This window comes from Telluria sp. ZT3P39 (assembly GCF_059685935.1).
In genome coordinates this window covers 98,460-118,173 of sequence record NZ_JCASIH010000008.1, presented here as the reverse complement: position 1 = coordinate 118,173, position 19,714 = coordinate 98,460, and the positions used below count along the sequence as shown (strand labels likewise).

The 19,714-nt window shown below is 64.6% G+C and carries 15 protein-coding genes; 11 read left to right on the top strand and 4 right to left on the bottom strand.

Annotated features, from left to right (window positions below):
* Positions 1–23: 23 nt before the first annotated feature.
* From AC56LR_RS10685 to AC56LR_RS10660, 6 genes are all read left to right on the top strand, one after another.
* A complete protein-coding gene (locus AC56LR_RS10685) occupies positions 24–587 on the top strand; it encodes a DUF4390 domain-containing protein (RefSeq protein ID WP_497130162.1) in 564 nt (187 codons plus the stop codon).
* Between the two features lie 5 nt (positions 588–592).
* The gene (locus tag AC56LR_RS10680) at positions 593–2,914 is read left to right on the top strand and encodes a sensor histidine kinase (RefSeq protein ID WP_497130160.1); all 2,322 of its coding nucleotides are present in this window, start codon (positions 593–595) and stop codon (positions 2,912–2,914) included.
* A 90-nt stretch (positions 2,915–3,004) separates the two neighbouring features.
* Positions 3,005–3,754 (top strand): response regulator, encoded by a 750-nt coding sequence (locus AC56LR_RS10675; protein WP_497130159.1) that lies wholly within the window; start codon positions 3,005–3,007, stop codon positions 3,752–3,754.
* Positions 3,755–4,225: 471 nt separating this feature from the next.
* Positions 4,226–4,483: a BTH_I0359 family protein gene (locus AC56LR_RS10670; protein ID WP_159696519.1), complete on the top strand. Its 258-nt coding sequence runs from the start codon at positions 4,226–4,228 to the stop codon at positions 4,481–4,483.
* Between the two features lie 72 nt (positions 4,484–4,555).
* Entirely contained in the window at positions 4,556–5,320 is a 765-nt protein-coding gene (locus AC56LR_RS10665) for a class II glutamine amidotransferase (protein WP_497130157.1), read from the top strand.
* A gap of 111 nt (positions 5,321–5,431) precedes the next feature.
* Positions 5,432–6,709 (top strand): EAL and HDOD domain-containing protein, encoded by a 1,278-nt coding sequence (locus AC56LR_RS10660; RefSeq protein ID WP_497130156.1) that lies wholly within the window; start codon positions 5,432–5,434, stop codon positions 6,707–6,709.
* Positions 6,710–6,894: 185 nt separating this feature from the next.
* Here AC56LR_RS10660 and AC56LR_RS10655 read toward each other — a convergent pair whose 3' ends face one another.
* Positions 6,895–7,269 carry an SPW repeat protein gene (locus AC56LR_RS10655; protein ID WP_497130154.1) on the bottom strand — a complete coding sequence of 125 codons (375 nt, stop codon included), beginning with the start codon at positions 7,267–7,269 and terminating at the stop codon, positions 6,895–6,897.
* A 137-nt stretch (positions 7,270–7,406) separates the two neighbouring features.
* The gene (gene metH, locus AC56LR_RS10650; RefSeq protein WP_497130152.1) at positions 7,407–11,174 is read right to left on the bottom strand and encodes a methionine synthase; all 3,768 of its coding nucleotides are present in this window, start codon (positions 11,172–11,174) and stop codon (positions 7,407–7,409) included.
* Between the two features lie 260 nt (positions 11,175–11,434).
* Here metH and AC56LR_RS10645 point away from each other — a divergent pair, with 260 nt between their 5' ends.
* A complete protein-coding gene (locus tag AC56LR_RS10645; RefSeq protein WP_497130150.1) occupies positions 11,435–11,671 on the top strand; it encodes a BrnA antitoxin family protein in 237 nt (78 codons plus the stop codon).
* A 197-nt stretch (positions 11,672–11,868) separates the two neighbouring features.
* On the opposite strand, the gene fmt is transcribed toward AC56LR_RS10645, so the two are convergent.
* Both fmt and def read right to left on the bottom strand, forming a co-directional pair.
* A complete protein-coding gene (gene fmt, locus AC56LR_RS10640) occupies positions 11,869–12,819 on the bottom strand; it encodes a methionyl-tRNA formyltransferase (RefSeq protein WP_497130149.1) in 951 nt (316 codons plus the stop codon).
* 13 nt (positions 12,820–12,832) lie between these two features.
* Positions 12,833–13,378: a peptide deformylase gene (gene def, locus AC56LR_RS10635; RefSeq protein WP_497130148.1), complete on the bottom strand. Its 546-nt coding sequence runs from the start codon at positions 13,376–13,378 to the stop codon at positions 12,833–12,835.
* A gap of 264 nt (positions 13,379–13,642) precedes the next feature.
* Between def and AC56LR_RS10630 the strand changes: the two genes are divergently transcribed.
* The 4 genes from AC56LR_RS10630 (at position 13,643) to AC56LR_RS10615 (ending at position 19,497) form a co-directional block, all read left to right on the top strand.
* Positions 13,643–14,746 carry a LysM peptidoglycan-binding domain-containing protein gene (locus tag AC56LR_RS10630; protein WP_497130146.1) on the top strand — a complete coding sequence of 368 codons (1,104 nt, stop codon included), beginning with the start codon at positions 13,643–13,645 and terminating at the stop codon, positions 14,744–14,746.
* Between the two features lie 8 nt (positions 14,747–14,754).
* Positions 14,755–15,882 (top strand): DNA-processing protein DprA, encoded by a 1,128-nt coding sequence (dprA, locus tag AC56LR_RS10625; RefSeq protein WP_497130145.1) that lies wholly within the window; start codon positions 14,755–14,757, stop codon positions 15,880–15,882.
* Positions 15,883–16,108: 226 nt separating this feature from the next.
* Positions 16,109–16,567 (top strand): Smg family protein, encoded by a 459-nt coding sequence (locus AC56LR_RS10620; RefSeq protein WP_497130143.1) that lies wholly within the window; start codon positions 16,109–16,111, stop codon positions 16,565–16,567.
* A 275-nt stretch (positions 16,568–16,842) separates the two neighbouring features.
* Positions 16,843–19,497 (top strand): DNA topoisomerase III, encoded by a 2,655-nt coding sequence (locus AC56LR_RS10615; RefSeq protein ID WP_497130141.1) that lies wholly within the window; start codon positions 16,843–16,845, stop codon positions 19,495–19,497.
* The last annotated feature ends 217 nt before the right edge of the window (positions 19,498–19,714 follow it).

The window sequence follows — 19,714 nt, the reverse complement described above, 5'->3', positions numbered from 1 at the left end:
CAATTTAAGGCTCCGGCTCACCCGTGACGTTACGATTTTTCTGCCTCCTCGCCTGCCAGCTCTTGCTGGCATTGGTGTGTACGCAGGCACGGGCCGCCGACGCCGTCGACATCACCCAGGCGGAAATCCAGTTCTCCGAGGACGGCTACCGGCTGAAGACGCGCTTTGCCTTCGACCTGAACCACGAGCTCCAGGAAGCGCTCCAGAACGGCATCAAGCTGCACTTCACGACCGAGATCGAGATGACGCGCCCGCGCTGGTGGTGGCGCGACGAGAAGGCGGTGCTGGCCAAGCGCACCGTCGGCATTTCCTACGACGTGCTCACGCGCCAGTACAACGTGCTGATCGCCGGCAGCCTGCCGCAGAGTTTCACGACCCTGGAAGATGCCCTGTCCCAGATCCGCAGTCCCGCGCGCTGGCTGATCGCGCCGAAAGGGGCGCTCAAGCAGGGCGAGGTGTATGACGTCTCGGTGCGCATGTACATGGACCGCGACTACCTGTCCAAGCCCCTGCAGGTCAACGCCATCAACGACTCGAGCTGGCGCCTGGCGTCCAGCCGCAGGACCTTTGCCTACCGTGCAGGCTAGGACGCATGGCGGGATTTCGCATCAGGGCTAAATCCATCAACCAGGCGCTGCGCTACGCATTGGTCGTGGGCGGCTTCGTCGTCTCGATCCTGCTGTTCCTGCTCGCGGGCGCCTCCGACAACTCGGGCTTCTTCGACCGCTACTACACCTGGCTGCTGGGCGTGAACGCCGGCATGGCCGGGCTGATGCTGGTGCTCGTGGCCGTTGCGCTGGGGCGCCTGTATTCGCGCTACAAGGCCGGCAAGTTCGGCTCGCGGCTGGTGGCGCGCCTCGTGCTTCTATTCGCCGGCATCGGCATTTTGCCCGGGCTGGTCATCTTCATGGTGTCGGTGCAGTTCGTGTCGCACTCGATCGATTCCTGGTTCGACGTCAAGATCGAGGCCGCGATCGAATCGGGCCTGAACCTGGGCCGCGCAGCGCTCGACGAAGCGGTGGCCGAACTGGGTGCGACCGGCCAGACCGCCGCCGCCACCCTGGCCGGGCAGGACGCGGTGACGGTGCAGGGCGTGCTGAGCGGGCTGGTGAACGATGTCAGCGGCATGCAAAGCGCGATGCTGCTGGCCGCCGACGGCACCGTGCTGGCCTCGAGCGCGCAGGACCGCAACGCCGACATCGAACTGGACCGCCCGTCGCCCGACGTGCTCAAGTCCGCCGCGCTGCCGGGCGGCTATGCGCGCCCGGAAGGCAGCAGCGACGCCTCCGCGGCCGGGCCCAACGCGCTCGATGCGGCCACCGGCCTGCGCCTGCGCGTGGTGCTGGCGGTGCCCGAGGCATCCGGCATGGAGCCGCGCTACCTGCAGCTGCTGCAGGCGGTGCCGGTGAACCTGGCCTCGAATGCGGTGGTGCTGCGCAGCGCCTCCGAGGAATACCGCTCGCGCGCCCAGGCGCGCTCGGGCCTGCGCAAGATGTATATCGTGACCCTGACATTGACCCTGCTGCTGGCGATCTTCGGGGCGATCGGCAGCGCCTTCCTCATCGCCGGCAACCTGGCGCAGCCGCTGCTGGTGCTGGCCGAAGGCACGCAGGCGGTGGCCGAGGGCGACCTGTCGCCGCGCCCGATCATCGAGACCAACGACGAACTGGGCACCCTGACGCGCTCGTTCAATGCCATGACCGGCCAGCTGTTCGAGGCGCGCAGCGCCGTCGAGCGCAACCGCACCGCGCTGCAGAACGCCAAGGCCCACCTGGAATCGGTGCTGGCCAACATGTCGGCCGGCGTGATGGTGCTCGACGCGGAAGGACGCGTGGTGAACTCGAACGACGCGGCCTACCGCATCCTGCAGGTCGAGCCGGGTGCCCTGGCCGGTCCGCTGGAGCTGATCGCCGGCCTGGAGACCTTCTCGAACTGCATCGCGCGTGCGATCTCGGCGCAGAGCGCGCAAAGCGCGGCCGCCAGCACCACCGTGGGCAACGACAGGCGCCGGCGCGCGCACTGGCAGCAGCAGATCGAAATCCCCCGCCGCGGCAGCGGCGACGAGCATGATCACGACATCACCCTGCTGGCGCGCGGCTCGCGGCTCCCGGTCGGCAACGGCTCCGGCTTCATCGTGGTGTTCGACGATATCTCGGACGTGATCTCGGCCCAGCGCTCGGTGGCCTGGGGCGAGGTGGCGCGCCGCCTGGCGCACGAAATCAAGAACCCGCTGACCCCGATCCAGCTCTCGGCCGAGCGCCTGCAGATGAAGCTCGAGGGCTGCCTGCCCGAGCGCGAAGCCGAGCTGCTGAAAAAGAGCACGGCCACCATCGTCAACCAGGTCGACGCCATGAAGCGCATGGTGGACGACTTCCGCGACTACGCGCGCACGCCGCCGGCGATGCTCGAGCCGCTCGACCTGAACGCCCTGATCGGCGAGATCCTGCAGCTGTACCTGTCCGAGGACGGCTCCGACATCATCCACGCGGCGCTCGCGCCAGACCTGCCGCGCGTGATGGGCGACGCGACCCAGCTGCGCCAGGTGATCCACAACCTCGTGCAGAATGCCCAGGATGCGCTGGCCGACCGCGTCGGCGGCGCGGCAAAGCCGCGGGTGGACGTCACCACCGAAGCCATTCACTACGAAGGCGCGGACGGCGCCACCGGCACCGCGGTGCGCCTGGCGATCCTGGACAATGGCCCCGGCTTCGCATCGCGCATCCTGGCGCGCGCCTTCGAGCCCTACGTCACCTCGAAAGCGCGCGGCACCGGGCTGGGGCTACCGATGGTCAAGAAGATCATCGACGAACACGGCGGCCGGATCGACATCGGGAACCAATCGGATGGATCTGGCGCGTCGGTATTCATTTTGCTGTTAAAGTTAGCCCCCGAGGCGAACTTGTCCGAAATATAATAGGGGCATAGAATCCCACTGGCGGCAGGCAGCAGATGCCACGAACTAAGCGAGTAGGCACTGACCGGGTAAGATCAGGAAGGCATACAGATGGCGAATATACTCGTAGTTGATGATGAAATGGGCATCCGGGAATTACTCTCGGAGATCCTGGGCGACGAAGGCCACGCCATCACCCTGGCCGAAAACGCGCAGCAGGCACGCGAGGCGCGGGCCGCCGGCGCGCCCGACTTGGTGCTGCTCGATATCTGGATGCCGGACACCGACGGCGTCACCCTGCTCAAGGAATGGCAGCGCGACGGTCTCCTGACCATGCCGGTCATCATGATGTCCGGCCATGCCACCATCGATACCGCCGTCGAGGCCACCCGCATCGGCGCGCTCAATTTCCTCGAGAAGCCGATCGCGCTGCAAAAGCTGCTCAAGGCCGTGCAGCAGGGCCTGAACCGCGCACAGGAAGTGGCGCGCGCGCCGCTGGCGCCGCCGCGCCCGGCCGTCGCCACCGCGATGCCGATGATGGAGAACGGCGCCGGCAATGGCGCCGTGCCCAGCCCCGCCGCGCCGTTGTTCGCGCCGCCGGCCCCGCCGATGGGCAATGGCTCGCGCATGGTGCATGCGATGTCGCATGGCGAGAGCGCCGGCTACACGCTGTCCTTCGACCTGCCGCTGCGTGAGGCGCGCGACGCCTTCGAGCGCATGTATTTCGAGCACCACCTCGGACGCGAGGGCGGCAGCATGACCCGCGTCGCCGAAAAGACCGGCCTCGAACGTACCCACCTGTACCGCAAGCTCAAGCAACTCGGCGTCGAGCCGGGCAAGCTCGCCAAGAAAGGCGTCTGATTGGCAGAGCGGGTCGCGACCACCCTGGTCACGGGCGGGTCCGCCGCCGCACGCGAGAGCGCGATCGCCGCGCTGCTCGCCGCATCGTCCTCTACCGGCCATAGCGCCATCATTCTCGAAGGGCTGCCGGCCGGCAGCTCGCCCATTCCTGCAGACTCTTCCGTAAGACTTGTCCGACTCGCGGGCGGGTGTCCGTGCTGCGGCGGGAACCTGGTTTTGCGTGTAACATTGAATCGACTGTTACGCCAAGGGCCGCAACGCCTGTTGATCGGTTTGGCCAGCAGTGAACACCTTGATCAGTTGCGATCGTGGTTGCAAGACCCACCATACGATCAGCTGTTGGCCCTGGAACCGGTTGTCACACTTGAAAACGGTCCGGAAAGCCCCACCTCTTAACCGAAGTGAACAGCCAGTCGCCCGCCGCCGAGCGGCTGGTACGCACAAACACTCTGATCGAGCGAAGGAGTCATCATGAACATGATCTACAACAGCGAACAGTACAGCGTCGTCGAGTTCGGCGTGGATCGCGAACTCGAAGCGCTGCGCTTCGGCGGCTACGAAATCGTCGACAAGGCCGGGCGCCGCGAAGCCTTCATTGGCGGCAAGCTGGCGCAATCGTTCCGCCGCGACGTCAACAACCTCATCGCAAGCGAGCCGACCATGGAAGAAATCGACGACTTCCTGGGGTCCTACGACACGCTCATGAGCCAGCCGGTCGTCCTGCATTGAACCCTGATCCGCCATCGCCGCTGGACGCGGCGATGGTGCGCCCCGCGCCCCTGGCGTGGTAAGCTGCACGCCATGTGCCAGCTCCTCGGAATGAACTGCAACGTCCCCACGGACATCGTCTTCTCCTTCACCGGCTTCGCCCACCGCGGCGGCCGCACCGACACCCACCACGACGGCTGGGGCATCGCTTTCTTCGAAGGCGCGGGCGTGCGCCACTTCGTCGATCACCAGGCCGCAGTCGCCTCGCCGATCGCCGAACTGATCAAGCGCTACCCGATCAAGTCCACCAATGTCATCGCCCACATCCGCAAGGCCACGCAAGGGAGAGTCGCGCTCGAGAACTGCCATCCTTTCGTGCGCGAGCTGTGGGGCCGCTACTGGGTCTTCGCCCATAACGGCGACCTGAAGGAATTCGCGCCGGTCCTCGACGGGCCGTTCCGCCCGGTCGGCAACACCGACAGCGAGCTGGCCTTCTGCTGGCTGATGCAAAGCCTGCGCGCCGAATTCGGCGACACCGCGCCACAGCTGCCGGCGCTGCGCGCCACGCTCGAGCGCCTGGTCGCGCAAGTGGCCGCGCATGGCACCTTCAACATGATGCTGTCGGACGGCACCGCGCTGTTCACGCATTGCTCGACCAAGCTGTGCTACGTGGTGCGCAAATACCCGTTCGTGACCGCCTCATTGTCCGACGAAGACCTGTCGGTCGACTTCTCGCAAGTGACCACGCCCGACGACCGGGTCGCCATCATCGTGACCGAACCGCTCACCACCAACGAGACCTGGACCCAGTTCGCGCCGGGTGAATTGAAGCTGTTCGTGGATGGCTTGCCACAATAATGGCCGCGTAATGACAGGTAAGTATCATTCCGCTAATAAATTAATGCTAAGAAGCCACTAAAACTGACGAATACGGTAAAGTAGGTGTGTTCGCGAGCCCAACCAGACGACATGACCGATACCGCCAGCATTGACCAGTCCGCGCAGCCCCTGCGCCTGCGTAATTTCTACCTCGGGCGCCAGCCGGTGCTCGACCGTAACCAGGCGCTGTTCGGCTATGAACTGCTGTTCCGCGGCAGTGCCCAGGGACCGGCGCAGATCGAATCCGGCATCTCGGCCAGCGCCAGCGTCATCCATCACGCTTCGCAGCTGGGCCTGGCGCGCGCGATCGGCGACGCCACCGCCTTCCTGAACGTCGACACCGACGTGCTCATGAGCGACATGTTCGCCTTCCTGCCGCGCGAGCGCACCGTGCTCGAGATCGTCCGCTCGGTGGAGCCGACCGATGCCGTGATCCAGCGCATGACCGAACTGTCCACCCACGGCTTCCGCTTCGCGGCCGAGGCCTCGGCCCATGGCGCCAGCCTGGCTAGATTGCTGCCGGTGATCGACTTCGTCAAGATGGACCTGCGCGAACTGCCGGTCGTGACCCTGCTGTCGCTGGCCCCGCGCCTGCGCGGCACGGGCAAGCGCCTGGTGGCTGAAAAGGTCGAGACCCACAACGAATACCGCACCTGCCTGGACATCGGCTTCGATTACTTCCAGGGCTATTATTTCGCCAAGCCGACCGTCATCGCCGGCCGCAAGCTGTCGCCCTCGCAGGCGGCGGTGCTGGACCTGATGAACCTGGTGACCTCGGATGCCGACAATGCCGTCATCGAGCGCGCCATCAAGAAGGACATCACGCTCGGCCTGAACCTGCTGCGCCTGGTGAACACGCCGGCCGCAGGCAACGGGCGCCGCATCGAGTCGATCAGCCAGGCCCTGATGCTGCTGGGCCGCCGCCAGCTGCAGCGCTGGCTGCAGATCCTGCTGTACGCCGAACCGGGCGTGCGCGGCCACAACCTGAGCCCGCTCCTGATGCTGGCCACCACGCGTGCTCGCCTGATGGAACTGCTGGCCAAGCGCCTGCGCCCGCAACAGCGCAACGTCGCCGACATCGCCTTCACGGTCGGCATGATGTCGCTGATGGACACGCTGTTCTGCATCCCGATGCACGACATCGTCGACCAGATTCCCGTGATCGACGAAGTACGCCACGCCCTGCTGGTCCGCGGCGGCTTCTTCGGCGAATTGCTGCGCCTGGCCGAATCGATCGAGCGCATGGAAGATACGGAAGACGAAGTGATGCCGGCGCTGAACAGCCTGTCGATCAATGGCGACGACCTGGCCGAGCTGGAAGTGTCGGCTTTCGAGTGGAGCGACAAGGTGGTTCGCTACGCTATCTAGCGCAAGCAATGTCCGTAGGGTGGGCGGCTTCGCCGCCCGCGCGTTCACATCACGTTTGGATTCACGCGACGGGGTTATCGGGTTGGCGCATCGGGGTCCTTGGATGATTTGGACGCCAATTCAATCACGTCGCATCGACGCACATGTAATTTGAACGCGCGGGCGGGAGACCCGCCCACCCTACGTCACCCTGTCGCGCCAGAGCTCCACTGCCTCTGCAACTCCGGATCGCTGCGCAACTCCCACAATCCCAGCACGATGGTCGCAATCCCCGCAACCACCAGGCTCCAGGTCATCGCCACGTCGTTCACCGCATCGATCATCCACGGCGAGATCGTCACCCACGCGCCAACGATAATATTGAACAGCACGGCCCAGACATAGGTCTTGACCAGGTCGAAGGCCGCGAGGATCCCGATGATGGCGCCGGCCAGGGTGGCGTTCCATGCCTCCGGCGTGCCGGGCGGGTAAGCCAGTATCCAGGGCAAAACGAATAGCCAGACGCCGATCACCACCATCAGCTGGTCTTGCCAGCGCCTGGTCGACAGATGCATTGCCATGATGTCCTCCTCCGCGTTCTAGACGCTTACACAGGCTTGGACAAACGGGGCGGGCAGACGTTCCAGTGCGCAGGTGCTCAGGAACATAAAAAGAAGGGCTCTGCCGCCGGCCTGGGGCCGGCGGCAGGCAAGGGGAATTACAGGTTCGGCGCCAGGTGGCGTTCGAGTTCGGCCTTGTCCATGCCGCGGCGCTTGGCCATGTCCTCGACCTGGTCGTCGCCGATCTTGCCGACCACGAAATACTTCGATTCCGGGTGGGCAAAGTAAAAGCCCGACACGGCCGCGCCCGGGTACATCGCATACGACTCGGTCAGCTCCATGCCGATTTCTTCCGCCTGCAGGGTGCGGAACAGCTCGGCCTTCACGGTGTGCTCCGGGCAGGCCGGATAGCCCGGCGCCGGGCGGATGCCGCTGTAGCTTTCCTTGATCAGCGCTTCGCAGCTCAGGTCTTCGCCCGCCGCATAGCCCCACAAATCGGTGCGCACGCGCTCGTGCAGGTATTCGGCAAAGGCTTCTGCCAGGCGGTCGGCCAGGGCCTTGAGCATGATCGACGAATAATCGTCGTGGGCCGCTTCGAAACGCTGCTCGTGCTTCTCGATGCCGAGGCCCGCGGTCACCGCGAACATGCCGATATAGTCCGCCACGCCGGAATCTTTCGGTGCGACGAAATCGGCCAGGCACTGGTTCGGGCGCTGCACGCCGTCGACCACCGGCTTGACGCCCTGCTGGCGCACGCCGTGCCAGGTGAAGGCCACGTCCTTGCGCGTTTCGTCCGTATAGATCTCGATGTCGTCATGGCCGACCGAATTGGCCGGCAGCAGCGCGATGGCGCCGTTGGCGGTCAGCCAGCGGCCTTCGATGATCTTCTTGAGCATCGCCTGCGCTTCCTCGAACACCTTGCTTGCTGCTTCGCCGACCACCTCGTCGGTGAGGATGGCCGGGTAGGGGCCGGCCAGGTCCCAGGTCTGGAAGAACGGACCCCAGTCGATGTAGCGCGAAAGCGTGGACAGCTCCACGTTCTTGAAGATGCGGCGGCCGATGAACTTCGGTTTGACCGGCGCATACGCCAGGCGTGCACGGTTGCCGCGCGCCTGCTCGAGGGTCAGCATCGGCAGCGCCTTCTTGTTGGCGTGCTGGATGCGAATGCGTTCGTAGTCCTGCGCCAGCTCGATGATGTAGGCATCGCGCGTGTCGTCGGTGAGCAAGGACTGGCCCACCGACACCGAGCGCGAGGCGTCCGGCACGTAGACCACCGGGCCGTCGTAGTGCGGCGCGATCTTCACGGCCGTGTGGGCGCGGCTGGTGGTGGCGCCGCCGATCAGCAGCGGGATTTTCTTTTCGCGGAAATAGGGGTCGCGCTGCATCTCGCGGGCCACGTGGGCCATCTCTTCCAGCGACGGCGTGATCAGGCCGGACAGGCCCACGATGTCGGCGTTCTCCGCCTTGGCCTTGGCCAAAATGTCGGAGCAGGGCACCATCACGCCCATGTTCACGATCTCGAAGTTATTACACTGCAGGACCACCGAAACGATGTTCTTGCCGATATCGTGCACGTCGCCTTTCACCGTGGCGATCACCATCTTGCCCTTGGGCTTGGCGACAATGCCGGTACGCGCTTCTTCCAGCGCCTTTTCTTCTTCGATGAAGGGCACCAGGTGGGCCACGGCCTGCTTCATGACGCGCGCCGACTTCACCACCTGGGGCAGGAACATCTTGCCCTGGCCGAACAGGTCGCCGACGATGTTCATGCCGTCCATCAGCGGGCCTTCGATCACGTGGATCGGGCGGCCGTTGGCAGCCAGGACCTGCTGGCGCATCTCTTCGGTGTCCTCGACAATCCACTGCGTGATGCCGTGCACCAGCGCGTGCGCCAGGCGCTTCTCGACCGTGTTGTTGCGCCACTCGAGGTTCTGTTCCTGCTTGCCGCCGCCGGCCTTCAGGGTGCCGGCGAATTCGATCATGCGCTCGGTGGCGTCGTCGCGGCGGTTCAGCACCACGTCTTCGACGCGCTCGCGCAGTTCCGCGGGCAGGTCGTCGTAGACGCCGACCATGCCGGCGTTGACGATCCCCATGGTCATGCCGGCCTTGATTGCGTGGTACAGGAAGACGGTATGGATCGCCTCGCGCGCTGGGTCGTTGCCGCGGAAGCTGAACGACACGTTCGACACGCCGCCCGACACCTTCGCGTGCGGCAGGTTCCTGCGGATCCAGCTCGTGGCCTCAATAAAATCTACGGCATAGTTGTTGTGCTCTTCGATGCCGGTGGCGATGGCAAAGATGTTCGGATCGAAGATGATGTCTTCGGGCGCGAAGCCCACCTGCTCGACCAGTACCTTGTAGGCGCGGCCGCAGATCTCGGTCTTGCGCGCGAAGGTGTCGGCCTGGCCCTGCTCGTCGAAGGCCATCACGATCACGGCGGCGCCATAGCTGCGGCAAAGACGTGCCTGGCGGATGAATTCTTCTTCGCCTTCCTTCATCGAGATCGAGTTGACGATGGCCTTGCCCTGCACGCATTTCAGGCCCGCTTCGATCACGCTCCATTTCGAGGAGTCGATCATGATCGGCACGCGCGAGATGTCGGGTTCGGAGGCGATCAGGTTCAGGAAGCGCGTCATGGCCGCCTGCGAGTCGAGCATCGCCTCGTCCATGTTGATGTCGATGACCTGGGCGCCGTTTTCCACCTGCTGGCGCGCCACCGACAGCGCCTCGTCGAACTGCTCGTTCAGGATCATGCGCGCAAACGCTTTCGAGCCGGTGACGTTGGTGCGCTCGCCGACGTTGACGAACAGCGAGCTGTCGTCGACCGTGAACGGCTCCAGGCCCGACAGGCGCATGGCGACCGGGATGTCCGGAACTTGCCGCGGCGCGTGGCCTTCGAGGATCCTGGAGATCGCCGCGATGTGCTCGGGCGTGGTGCCGCAGCAGCCGCCGGCGATGTTGATGAAGCCGGCGTCGGCGAATTCGCGCAGCAGGGCCGAGGTGTCGGCCGGGAGCTCGTCGAAACCGGTGTCGCTCATCGGGTTGGGCAGGCCGGCGTTCGGATAGATGCAGACAAAGGTGTCGGCGATCTGCGAGAGCTCTTCCGCATAGGGGCGCATCAGGGCGGCGCCCAGCGCGCAATTCAGGCCGATGGTCAGCGGCTTGGCGTGGCGTACCGAGTTCCAGAAGGCCGGCACGGTCTGGCCCGACAGGATGCGGCCCGAGGCATCGGTGACGGTGCCCGAGATCATGATCGGCAGGCGCAGCTGCTCCGGGCGCTCGTTGAAATACAGGTCGATCGCGAACAGTGCGGCCTTGCAGTTCAGGGTGTCGAAGATGGTTTCGACCAGCAGCACATCCGCGCCGCCATCGACCAGTCCGCGCACCTGTTCGTGGTAGCTGGCGACCAGCTGATCGAAGGTGACGTTGCGCGCGGCCGGGTCGTTCACGTCTGGCGAAATCGATGCGGTCTTGGGCGTCGGTCCAAGCGCGCCGGCCACGAAACGCGGCTTGTCCGGGGTACTGTATTTGTCGCAGGCCGCACGTGCGAGCCTGGCCGATGCGACGTTCATCTCGTAGGCGAGATGCGCCATATGGTAATCGTCCTGCGCCACGCCGGTTGCGCCGAAGGTATTCGTCTCGAGCAGGTCGGCGCCGGCGGCCAGGTAGCGCTCGTGGATTTCCTGGATGACGTGCGGCTGGGTCAGGCTCAAGAGCTCGTTGTTGCCCTTGACGAAAAGCTCGCGGTGGCCAGCACCTTCCGGCGCGGCGAAATCCGCAAATCGCTCGCCGCGGTAGGCCGCTTCATCGAGCTTGTACTGCTGGATGATGGTGCCCATCGCGCCATCCAGGATCATGATGCGGCGCGACAGAATCTCGCGTAGCTGGGCGTCGATCGGGGAGAGGTTGGCGTGGCGGGCGTTCATGGTGGGCGACTTTCTGGATAAGCGGCAAGGAGTGCTGAGGCGGGCCGTTACTGTTGGGCGGTCTGAAATTATACGTCAAGGCGCCCATTTCCTCTGGAGGGCCCGATTTGTGGCTTTGTGTTTGTATCTTTATGTAAGGAAGACGCGAACTGATACATGACGTTACAAAACCCGGGGTATCCGCAATCTTTACGTTACATACACGGACGACAATTACCCTATCGACACATTGTTGGCGATGCTTTTAACGGGATAACTGTATGAACAAAGAATATGTGCCGGATTGGGACCAAGCGGTGATGCGTGATGACGAACCGGCGGTGGCGCCGAAGCCGCAAATGATCAACGGCGTGAAGCAGATCGTGACGATCCGCCTCGATGTGGACATGCTGGAATGGTTCAAGGCTGCCGGTCCGGGCTACCAGACCCGTATCAACCAGGTACTGCGCGAGTACATGGACGCGCAGCGCGCCGCTGCGGTGGAATACGACAAGTGATGCGATGGGGCGCATGCCCCTGGGTCGTGAAATGTTCGGGGGCGCAAGCCCCCGTTTTATTTCATGGTGCGGACGAATGCCCCTGACAGATTTGCGTAGGGTGGGCGGGTTTCCCGCCCGCGCGTTCAAATCACATACGATTTGACGAGCAGGCCTTCATAGTCGGGTTGAACGCGCGGGCGGCGAAGCCGCCCACCCTACGAAAAGCTTAACCCCGCAAGTGGGAAGCTTTTGAGGAATTCCTGCGCAGCGAGGCGCTTGCCACCCGGTTTCTGCAGTTCAGTAAAGCGCAGCGCACCTTCTCCGCACGCCACCACGATTCCCTGCTGCCCATCGGCGGCCAGCACCTGCCCCGGCGCGCCGCTGCCCGTGGCCAGCTCGGCATTCCAGATCTTCACCGTCACGCCATCGACCAGCCCGTGCGCACCCGGGAAGGGATTGAACGCACGCACCCGGCGCCACAGCAGTGCGGCCGGCAGGTTGAAGTCCAGTTTCGCTTCTTCCTTGCTGATCTTGGCCGCATAGGTCACGCCTTCTTCCGGCTGCGGGACTGCCTCCAAACTACCTTGCTCCATCTTGCGCAGCGCCTCGACGATCATGCGGCCGCCCAGTCCGGCCAGCTTGTCGTGCAGGCTGCCGGTGGTGTCGCTGTCCTGGATGGCCACGCGTTCGATCAGCATCATCGGCCCGGTATCGAGCCCTTCTTCCATGCCCATGATGGTCACGCCGGTTTCAAGGTCGCCGGCCTCGATGGCGCGGTGGATCGGCGCGGCGCCGCGCCAGCGCGGCAGCAGCGAGCCGTGGATATTGATGCAGGGCCGGATGTCGAGCGTGGCGCGCGGCAGGATCAGCCCATAGGCCGCCACCACCATCACGTCGTAGTCCAGCGCCAACAGGCGTTCGTGGGCGGCGCGCGCCTCGAGGGCGCGTTGCGGGTCCTTGCTATCCATGCGCAGCGACAGCGGCTGCGCCACTTCCATGCCGTGCGCCAGCGCATATTGTTTCACGCTGGACGCCTGCAACTGCATGCCACGCCCGGCAGGGCGGTCGGGCTGGGTCAGGACCAGGGGAATCTCGAAGCCGGCCTCGTGCAGGGCACGCAAGGCAACGGCGGCAAACTCGGGGGTGCCGGCAAAAACGACTTTCATGGGCGCGCCGCGATCAGTAGCGGCGGCCGGCGGCCTTCAGGGCGGCTTCGCGCTCCATGCCGCGCTCTTCCTTCTGGAGCTTGGCCTTGATGCGGTTGCGCTTGAGCGGCGACAGGTATTCGACAAAGACCTTGCCCACCAGGTGGTCCATCTCGTGCTGGATGCACACGGCCAGCAGGCCGTCGGCTTCGACTTCGAATTCCTTGCCGTCGACGTCCTGGGCCTTGCACTTGACGCGCGACGGGCGCTCGACGCCGTCGTAGATGCCCGGCACCGACAGGCAGCCTTCGTCATAGACCTGCTTGTCGTCGCTGGCCCAGGTGATTTCCGGGTTGATGAAGACCATCAGGTTGTCGTTGGTTTCCGAGACGTCGATGGTGATCACGCGCTCGTGCACGTCGACCTGGGTGGCGGCCAGGCCCACGCCCGGTGCGTCGTACATCGTGGCGGCCATGTCCGCGACCAGCTGGCGCAGGCGCTCGGTGCCGAATTCGGTGACCGGGGCGGCGATCTTGTGCAGGCGCGGGTCAGGGTAGCGGAGGATATTCAGTAAGGCCATAGTCAGGAGATTCAGGAATAGGTAGTGTGCAATCGGGTTGCGGCTCGACCAAAAATGCAACACTCGGCCGGCCTTGCAGGACGCGGTTTGTCTTGCTAGTTCGGGGAATTGTGTGCAGAATTTGATTCAGTACGGCAACCCTTTTACGATCAGGGAGCGGCGCATCGTGCTGTCGGGCTCCACATTTACTGGGGCCAAGTGACGCACGCTGCCAGCGATCCGGTGTAAAAGCCGCAATTTACGGACGCAATAACGGACGTCTCAATGAAAAATTTTAGCACAGTCGTGACCCGCGCTGCTGCCGTGGCGCTCGTTGCATGTGCCGCGACGGCCGCCGTGGCCAGCCCGGTCCAGGCCGCCCAGTGCGCCTTCCGCCCGAATGCGCCCGACCAGCATGTCGTGGTCAAGGGCGATACCCTCTGGGATATTTCCGGCACCTTCCTCCAGAACCCGTGGTGCTGGCCCCAGGTCTGGGGCATGAACCGCGAGGAAATCCGCAATCCGCACTGGATCTATCCGGGCCAGATCATCTATTTCGACCGCGCGCGCGGCCGCCTGTCGCTGACCCGCCCGGGCGGTGATGGCCGCGGCGAGCCGCCGATCACCAAACTCTCGCCCCAGGTGCGCACCGAATCGCTCGAGCGCGATGCCGTGCAATCGATCCCGGCCGGCATGATCGAGCCCTACCTGACCCAGCCGCTGGTGGTCGAGGCCGATGAGCTGGAAGGCAGCCCGCGCATCGTGGCCTCGCAGGAAGGCCGGGTATTCCTCGGCGCCGGCGACCGCGTGTATGTGAAGGGCACGCTGCAGGGCGGCACCAGCTTCCAGGTATTCCGTCCGGGCGGCATCCTGCGCGACCCGCAGACCCGCAAGGTGCTGGCGCGCGAGGCCGCCTACCTGGGCAGCGTGGCGCTCGATACCGAGGCGAAACCGGGCGTGGACGTGCACACCTTCCGCGTCACCGAAACGCGCCAGGAAATCGGCGTGGGCGACCTGCTGATCCCGATGCCGCCGGCGCCGGTGCGCAACTACATGCCGCACCCGCCGCTCCAGCCGGTCGATGCGCGCGTGATGTCGATCTACGCCGGCGTGACCTATGCCGGCCAGAGCCAGGTGGTCACTGTCAATCGGGGTTCGCTTGACGGACTCGATGTCGGCTCCGTGCTGCAGCTTTATCATCTCGGGAGAACGATGGTCGACCCGGCCCATAAAGGCGTGCTCGGCATCGGCAAGCAGAACATCAAGCTGCCCGACGAGCAATACGGCAGCCTGTTCATTTTCCGCGTGTTCAAGAACGTCTCGTACGGCTTGATCATGCAAGTGACGGCGCCGGTGGAAGTCGGCGACGTGGCCCGCTCACCGGAGTAAACCCTACCGTGCAGGACACGGCCCCCCATCCCGCCAGCCGCGCCGCCGCTCCTTCACCCGTCGCCGACTGGATCCGCCTGGAACAGGCGAGCGGGGTGGGGTGCCGGACGGCCCACCTGCTGCTCGGCGCCTTCGGCTCGCCCGCGGCGATCTTCCGTGCCGGCCATGCGGCGCTCGCCGCGCACGTGCCGGCGGCAACCGCCGCGGCGCTGTGCGCACCCATCTCCCCCGAACTCGCGCAACTGCTGGACGCCACCGATCACTGGCTGGCCCAGCCGCTGCACCACATCCTCACCCTGCACGACCCCGGCTATCCCGAACTGCTGCGGCATATTCCCGATCCGCCCTTGCTGCTCTATATAAAAGGGCGGCGCGCGTTGCTTGACGTGGCGATGGTCGCGGTGGTCGGCAGCCGCAATGCCAGCACGCAAGGCCGCGCAAACGCGGAAGGATTTGCGCGCTCGCTTTCCGAGGCCGGCCTGTGCGTGGTGTCGGGCCTGGCGTTGGGCATCGATACCGCGGCGCACGAGGGTGCGTTGTGCGGGGCCGGCTCGACCATCGCCGTCATCGGCACCGGCATCGACCGCGTCTATCCGGCGCGCAACCGCGCGCTCGCCCACCGCATCGCCGAAGAAGGCTGCATCGTCAGCGAATATGCGCTCGGCACGCCGCCGGTGGCCGGGAATTTCCCGCGCCGCAACCGCATCATCAGCGGCATGAGCGCCGGCGTGCTCGTCATCGAGGCGGCGGCGCAGTCGGGTTCCCTGATCACGGCGCAACTGGCGGCCGAGCAGGGGCGTGACGTCTTCGCGCTGCCTGGCTCGATCCACTCGGCACTGGCCAAGGGGTGCCACCAGCTGATCCGCGAAGGCGCGCGCCTGGTCGAGACCGTCGACGAGGTGCTGGAGGCCATGCAGATGTCGCCGCTCGCGCGCCGGCCCGTTCTTGCCGCGCCGGCCGGCAACGGGGCGCTGCTCGATGCGCTGGGCCACGACCCGGTCGAGCCGGACGACCTGCTCGCTTGCACCGATGGCGATGCGGCCCTGCTGGCGGGCGAATTGCTGGCGCTGGAGATGGCCGGGCTGGTCGAACGCTTGCCCGGCGGCAGGGTGCAACGGGTGGTCCGGATCGCTTGAACCCCCGTAGCATGCCGGTTCTCCCATATTCATCCTGCATGGATTAATGCGATAAAGCATATTCTTCCTGAGATGTCCTTGTGGAACGTACGGCCTTGATTCGGAAGAAAATAAGGAAAACTGTACGAACGGATAAGGCCTCGATACAACGTTTTTTATCGGCCGCGCGCCCCGCTGCGAGACACTCTTGTGCCGCGACGAGCTTAGCTGCTACAGTAGCGACACTATGTTCGACATCCTGGTTTACCTCTACGAGACGTACTATCGTCCTGACGCCTGCCCCGAGCCGGCGGCCCTGGCACGCAAGCTGTCCGCCGTCGGTTTCGATGACATCGAAATTTCCGAAGCGCTGGACTGGCTGTCCGGGCTGACCGAAGCGGAAGTTACCGACGCCATCGATGCCTGCACCGGCACACGTTATTACGTGGACGAGGAATACATCGAGCTGGGCAGCGCCGCGATCGGCTTCATCCAGTTCCTCGAGAGCGCCAAGGTGCTCAGCCCGACGCAGCGCGAGATCGTCATCGAGCGCGCGCTGGCCTGCGACGAGTCGCCGGTGGCGCTGGGCAAGCTCAAGATCATCGTGCTGATGGTTCTGTGGAGCCAGGGCAAGGAACCCGATGCGCTCATGTTCGACGACCTGTTCGGCGACGACGACGAGCAGGAACCGCGGCTGCTGCACTAGGCAACGCGACAGGATACACAACGGGGCCTTGAGCCCCGTTTTCCATTTCTGGCGCACGCTTGATGCGCCTCGCTGCACCGCCATGGGGCGCTACCCCAGCCGAATGTGCACTTGCGGTCTGCGCATCATCGCGCTTATCATTGGCCGCTCAATCCAGACAGTTACCGTACAGACACTACGGCGTTGAACCGCCCACAGGCTCGCAAGCATGTATGATGCGCGTGGCCGACAGCCAGGCCGGGCCCCACACTATATATAAGCAAGTACGAAAAACTATGACCAAATCCCTCATCATCGCCGAGAAGCCGTCGGTCGCGAACGACATCGCGAAGACGCTGGGCGGCTTCACCAAGCACGATGAGTATTTCGAATCCGACGAGTATGTGCTGTCGTCGGCCGTCGGCCACCTGCTCGAGATCGCGGTGCCGGAAGAATACGACGTCAAGCGCGGCAAGTGGAGCTTCACCCACCTGCCGATGATCCCGCCGTACTTCGCGCTGAACCCGATCGCCAAGACCGAGTCGCGCCTCAAGGTGCTGAACAAGCTGATCAAGCGCAAGGACGTCACCACCCTGATCAACGCATGTGACGCGGGCCGCGAAGGAGAACTGATCTTCCGCCTGATCGCGCAGAACGCCAAGGCCAAGCAGCCGGTCAAGCGCCTGTGGCTGCAGTCGATGACGGCCAATGCGATCCGCGAAGGCTTCAAGCAGCTGCGCACCGACGACGAAATGCTGCCGCTGGCCGATGCCGCGCGCTGCCGCTCGGAAGCGGACTGGCTGATCGGCATCAACGGCACCCGCGCCATGACCGCGTTCAACTCGAAAGAGGGCGGCTTCTACCTGACCACCGTGGGCCGCGTGCAGACGCCGACCCTGTCGATCGTGGTCGAGCGCGAAGAGAAGATCAAGAAATTCGTCCCGCGCGACTACTGGGAAGTGCGCGCCGAATTCGTGTGCGCGGCCGGCGTCTACGAAGGCCGCTGGCTCGACCAGGCCTTCAAGAAGGACGAGAACGATCCGGAAAAGCGCGCCGAGCGCCTGTGGAGCAAGGCGGCCGCCGATTCGATCGCGGCTGCCTGCCGCGGCAAGCAGGGTGTGGTCACCGAGGAATCGAAGCCAACCACCTCGATGGCGCCGGCACTGTTCGACCTGACCAGTTTGCAGCGCGAGGCCAACGGCCGCTTCGGCTTCTCGGCCAAGAACACGCTGGGCCTGGCCCAGGCGCTGTACGAGAAGCACAAGGTGCTGACCTATCCGCGTACCGATTCGCGCCACCTGCCGGAAGACTACGTCCAGACCGTCAAGGACACGATGGGCGCGCTGGCCGACACCAACAACTACAACCAGTTCGCCAAGCAGGTCACCAAGAACGGCTGGGTCAAGCCGAACAAGCGCATCTTCGACAACACCAAGATCTCGGATCACTTCGCGATCATCCCGACCGGCGTGGCGCCGAAGAACCTGACCGAGCCGGAACAGAAGCTGTACGACCTGGTCACGCGCCGCTTCCTGGCCGTGTTCTTCCCGCCGGCCGAGTTCCTGGTGACCACCCGCTACACCGAAGTGTCGGGCCACCAGTTCAAGACCGAAGGCAAGGTCATGACCAACCCGGGCTGGCTGGCGGTGTACGGCAAGGAATCGCAAACCGACGACAAGGACGGCGCCAACCTGGTGCCGGTGCAGAAGGGCGAGAAGGTCCTGACCGACAAGATCACCGCCAATGGCCTGGTCACCAAGCCGCCTGCGCGCTACTCCGAAGCGACGCTGCTGTCGGCGATGGAGGGCGCGGGCAAGCTGGTCGACTCCGACGAGCTGCGCGACGCCATGGCCGGCAAGGGCCTGGGCACGCCGGCCACGCGCGCGGCCATCATCGAAGGCCTGCTGACCGAGAAATACCTGATCCGCGAAGGCCGCGAGCTGATCCCGACGGCGAAAGCCTCGCAGCTCATGACGCTGCTGCGCGGCCTGGGCGTGAACGAGCTGACCGCGCCCGAGCTCACCGGCGAATGGGAGTTCAAGCTCTCGCAGATGGAGAAGGGCAAGATCTCGCGCGAGGAATTCATGCGCGAGATCGCGCAGATGACCCAGATTATCGTCAAGCGCGCCAAGGAATACAGCAACGACACCATTCCCGGCGACTACGCGACCCTCTCGACCCCGTGCCCGAACTGCAGCGGCGTGGTCAAGGAAAACTATCGCCGCTTCGCCTGCACCAAATGCGAATTCTCGATGTCGAAGACGCCGGGCAGCCGCCAGTTCGAGATCGCTGAAGTCGAAGAGCTGCTGAAGAACCGCACCATCGGTCCGCTGCAGGGCTTCCGCTCCAAGATGGGCCGTCCGTTCGCGGCCATCCTGCGCATCGTGCGCGACGAAGAGATCAAGAACTTCAAGCTCGAATTCGACTTCGGCCAGGACCAGGAAGGCGAAGAAGGCGAGGGCGTCGACTTCACCGGCCAGACCGCGCTGGGCCCGTGCCCGAAGTGCGCTGCCGGCGTGTTCGAGATGGGCCTGGCCTATGTGTGCGAGAAGACGGTTGCCAAGCCCAAGGAATGCGACTTCCGTAGCGGCCGCATCATCCTGCAGCAGGAAATCCTGCCGGAGCAGATGACCAAGCTGCTGGTCGACGGCAAGACCGACCTGCTGCCGGGCTTCGTGTCGCAGCGCACCCGTCGCGCGTTCAAGGCCTTCCTGGTGCGCGGCAAGGATGGCAAGGTCAGCTTCGAGTTCGAGGAGCGCAAGGCCAAGCCGGGCGCCAAGCCCAAGGCGGGTGCTGCCGACGGCGCCGAGGGTGCCGAAGGCGAGGGCGCGGCGCCGGTGAAGGCGGCGCGCAAGGCGCCGGCCAAGAAAGCGGCGGCCAAGCCGGCAGCCAGGAAGGCGGCGGCGCGCAAGCCGGCGGCGAAGAAAATTGCGACGGCGGTGAAGAAATAAGCAGCGCTGCTCCATCGAAAAACGCGAACCCGAGGGTTCGCGTTTTTTTTGCGCCGACGCCGACGCCACCATTTTTATGCACCACGCAAACCGTGCATTCCCTACAACAGCTTGTACTACCGTTAAGCAATATTTTTCTTTCCAGTATTACTTCTTCAAGTAATAATCAGGCAAGCCCTTAAAGCTTGAAGTTTCATCATGTGGCTTGTCCCGCATC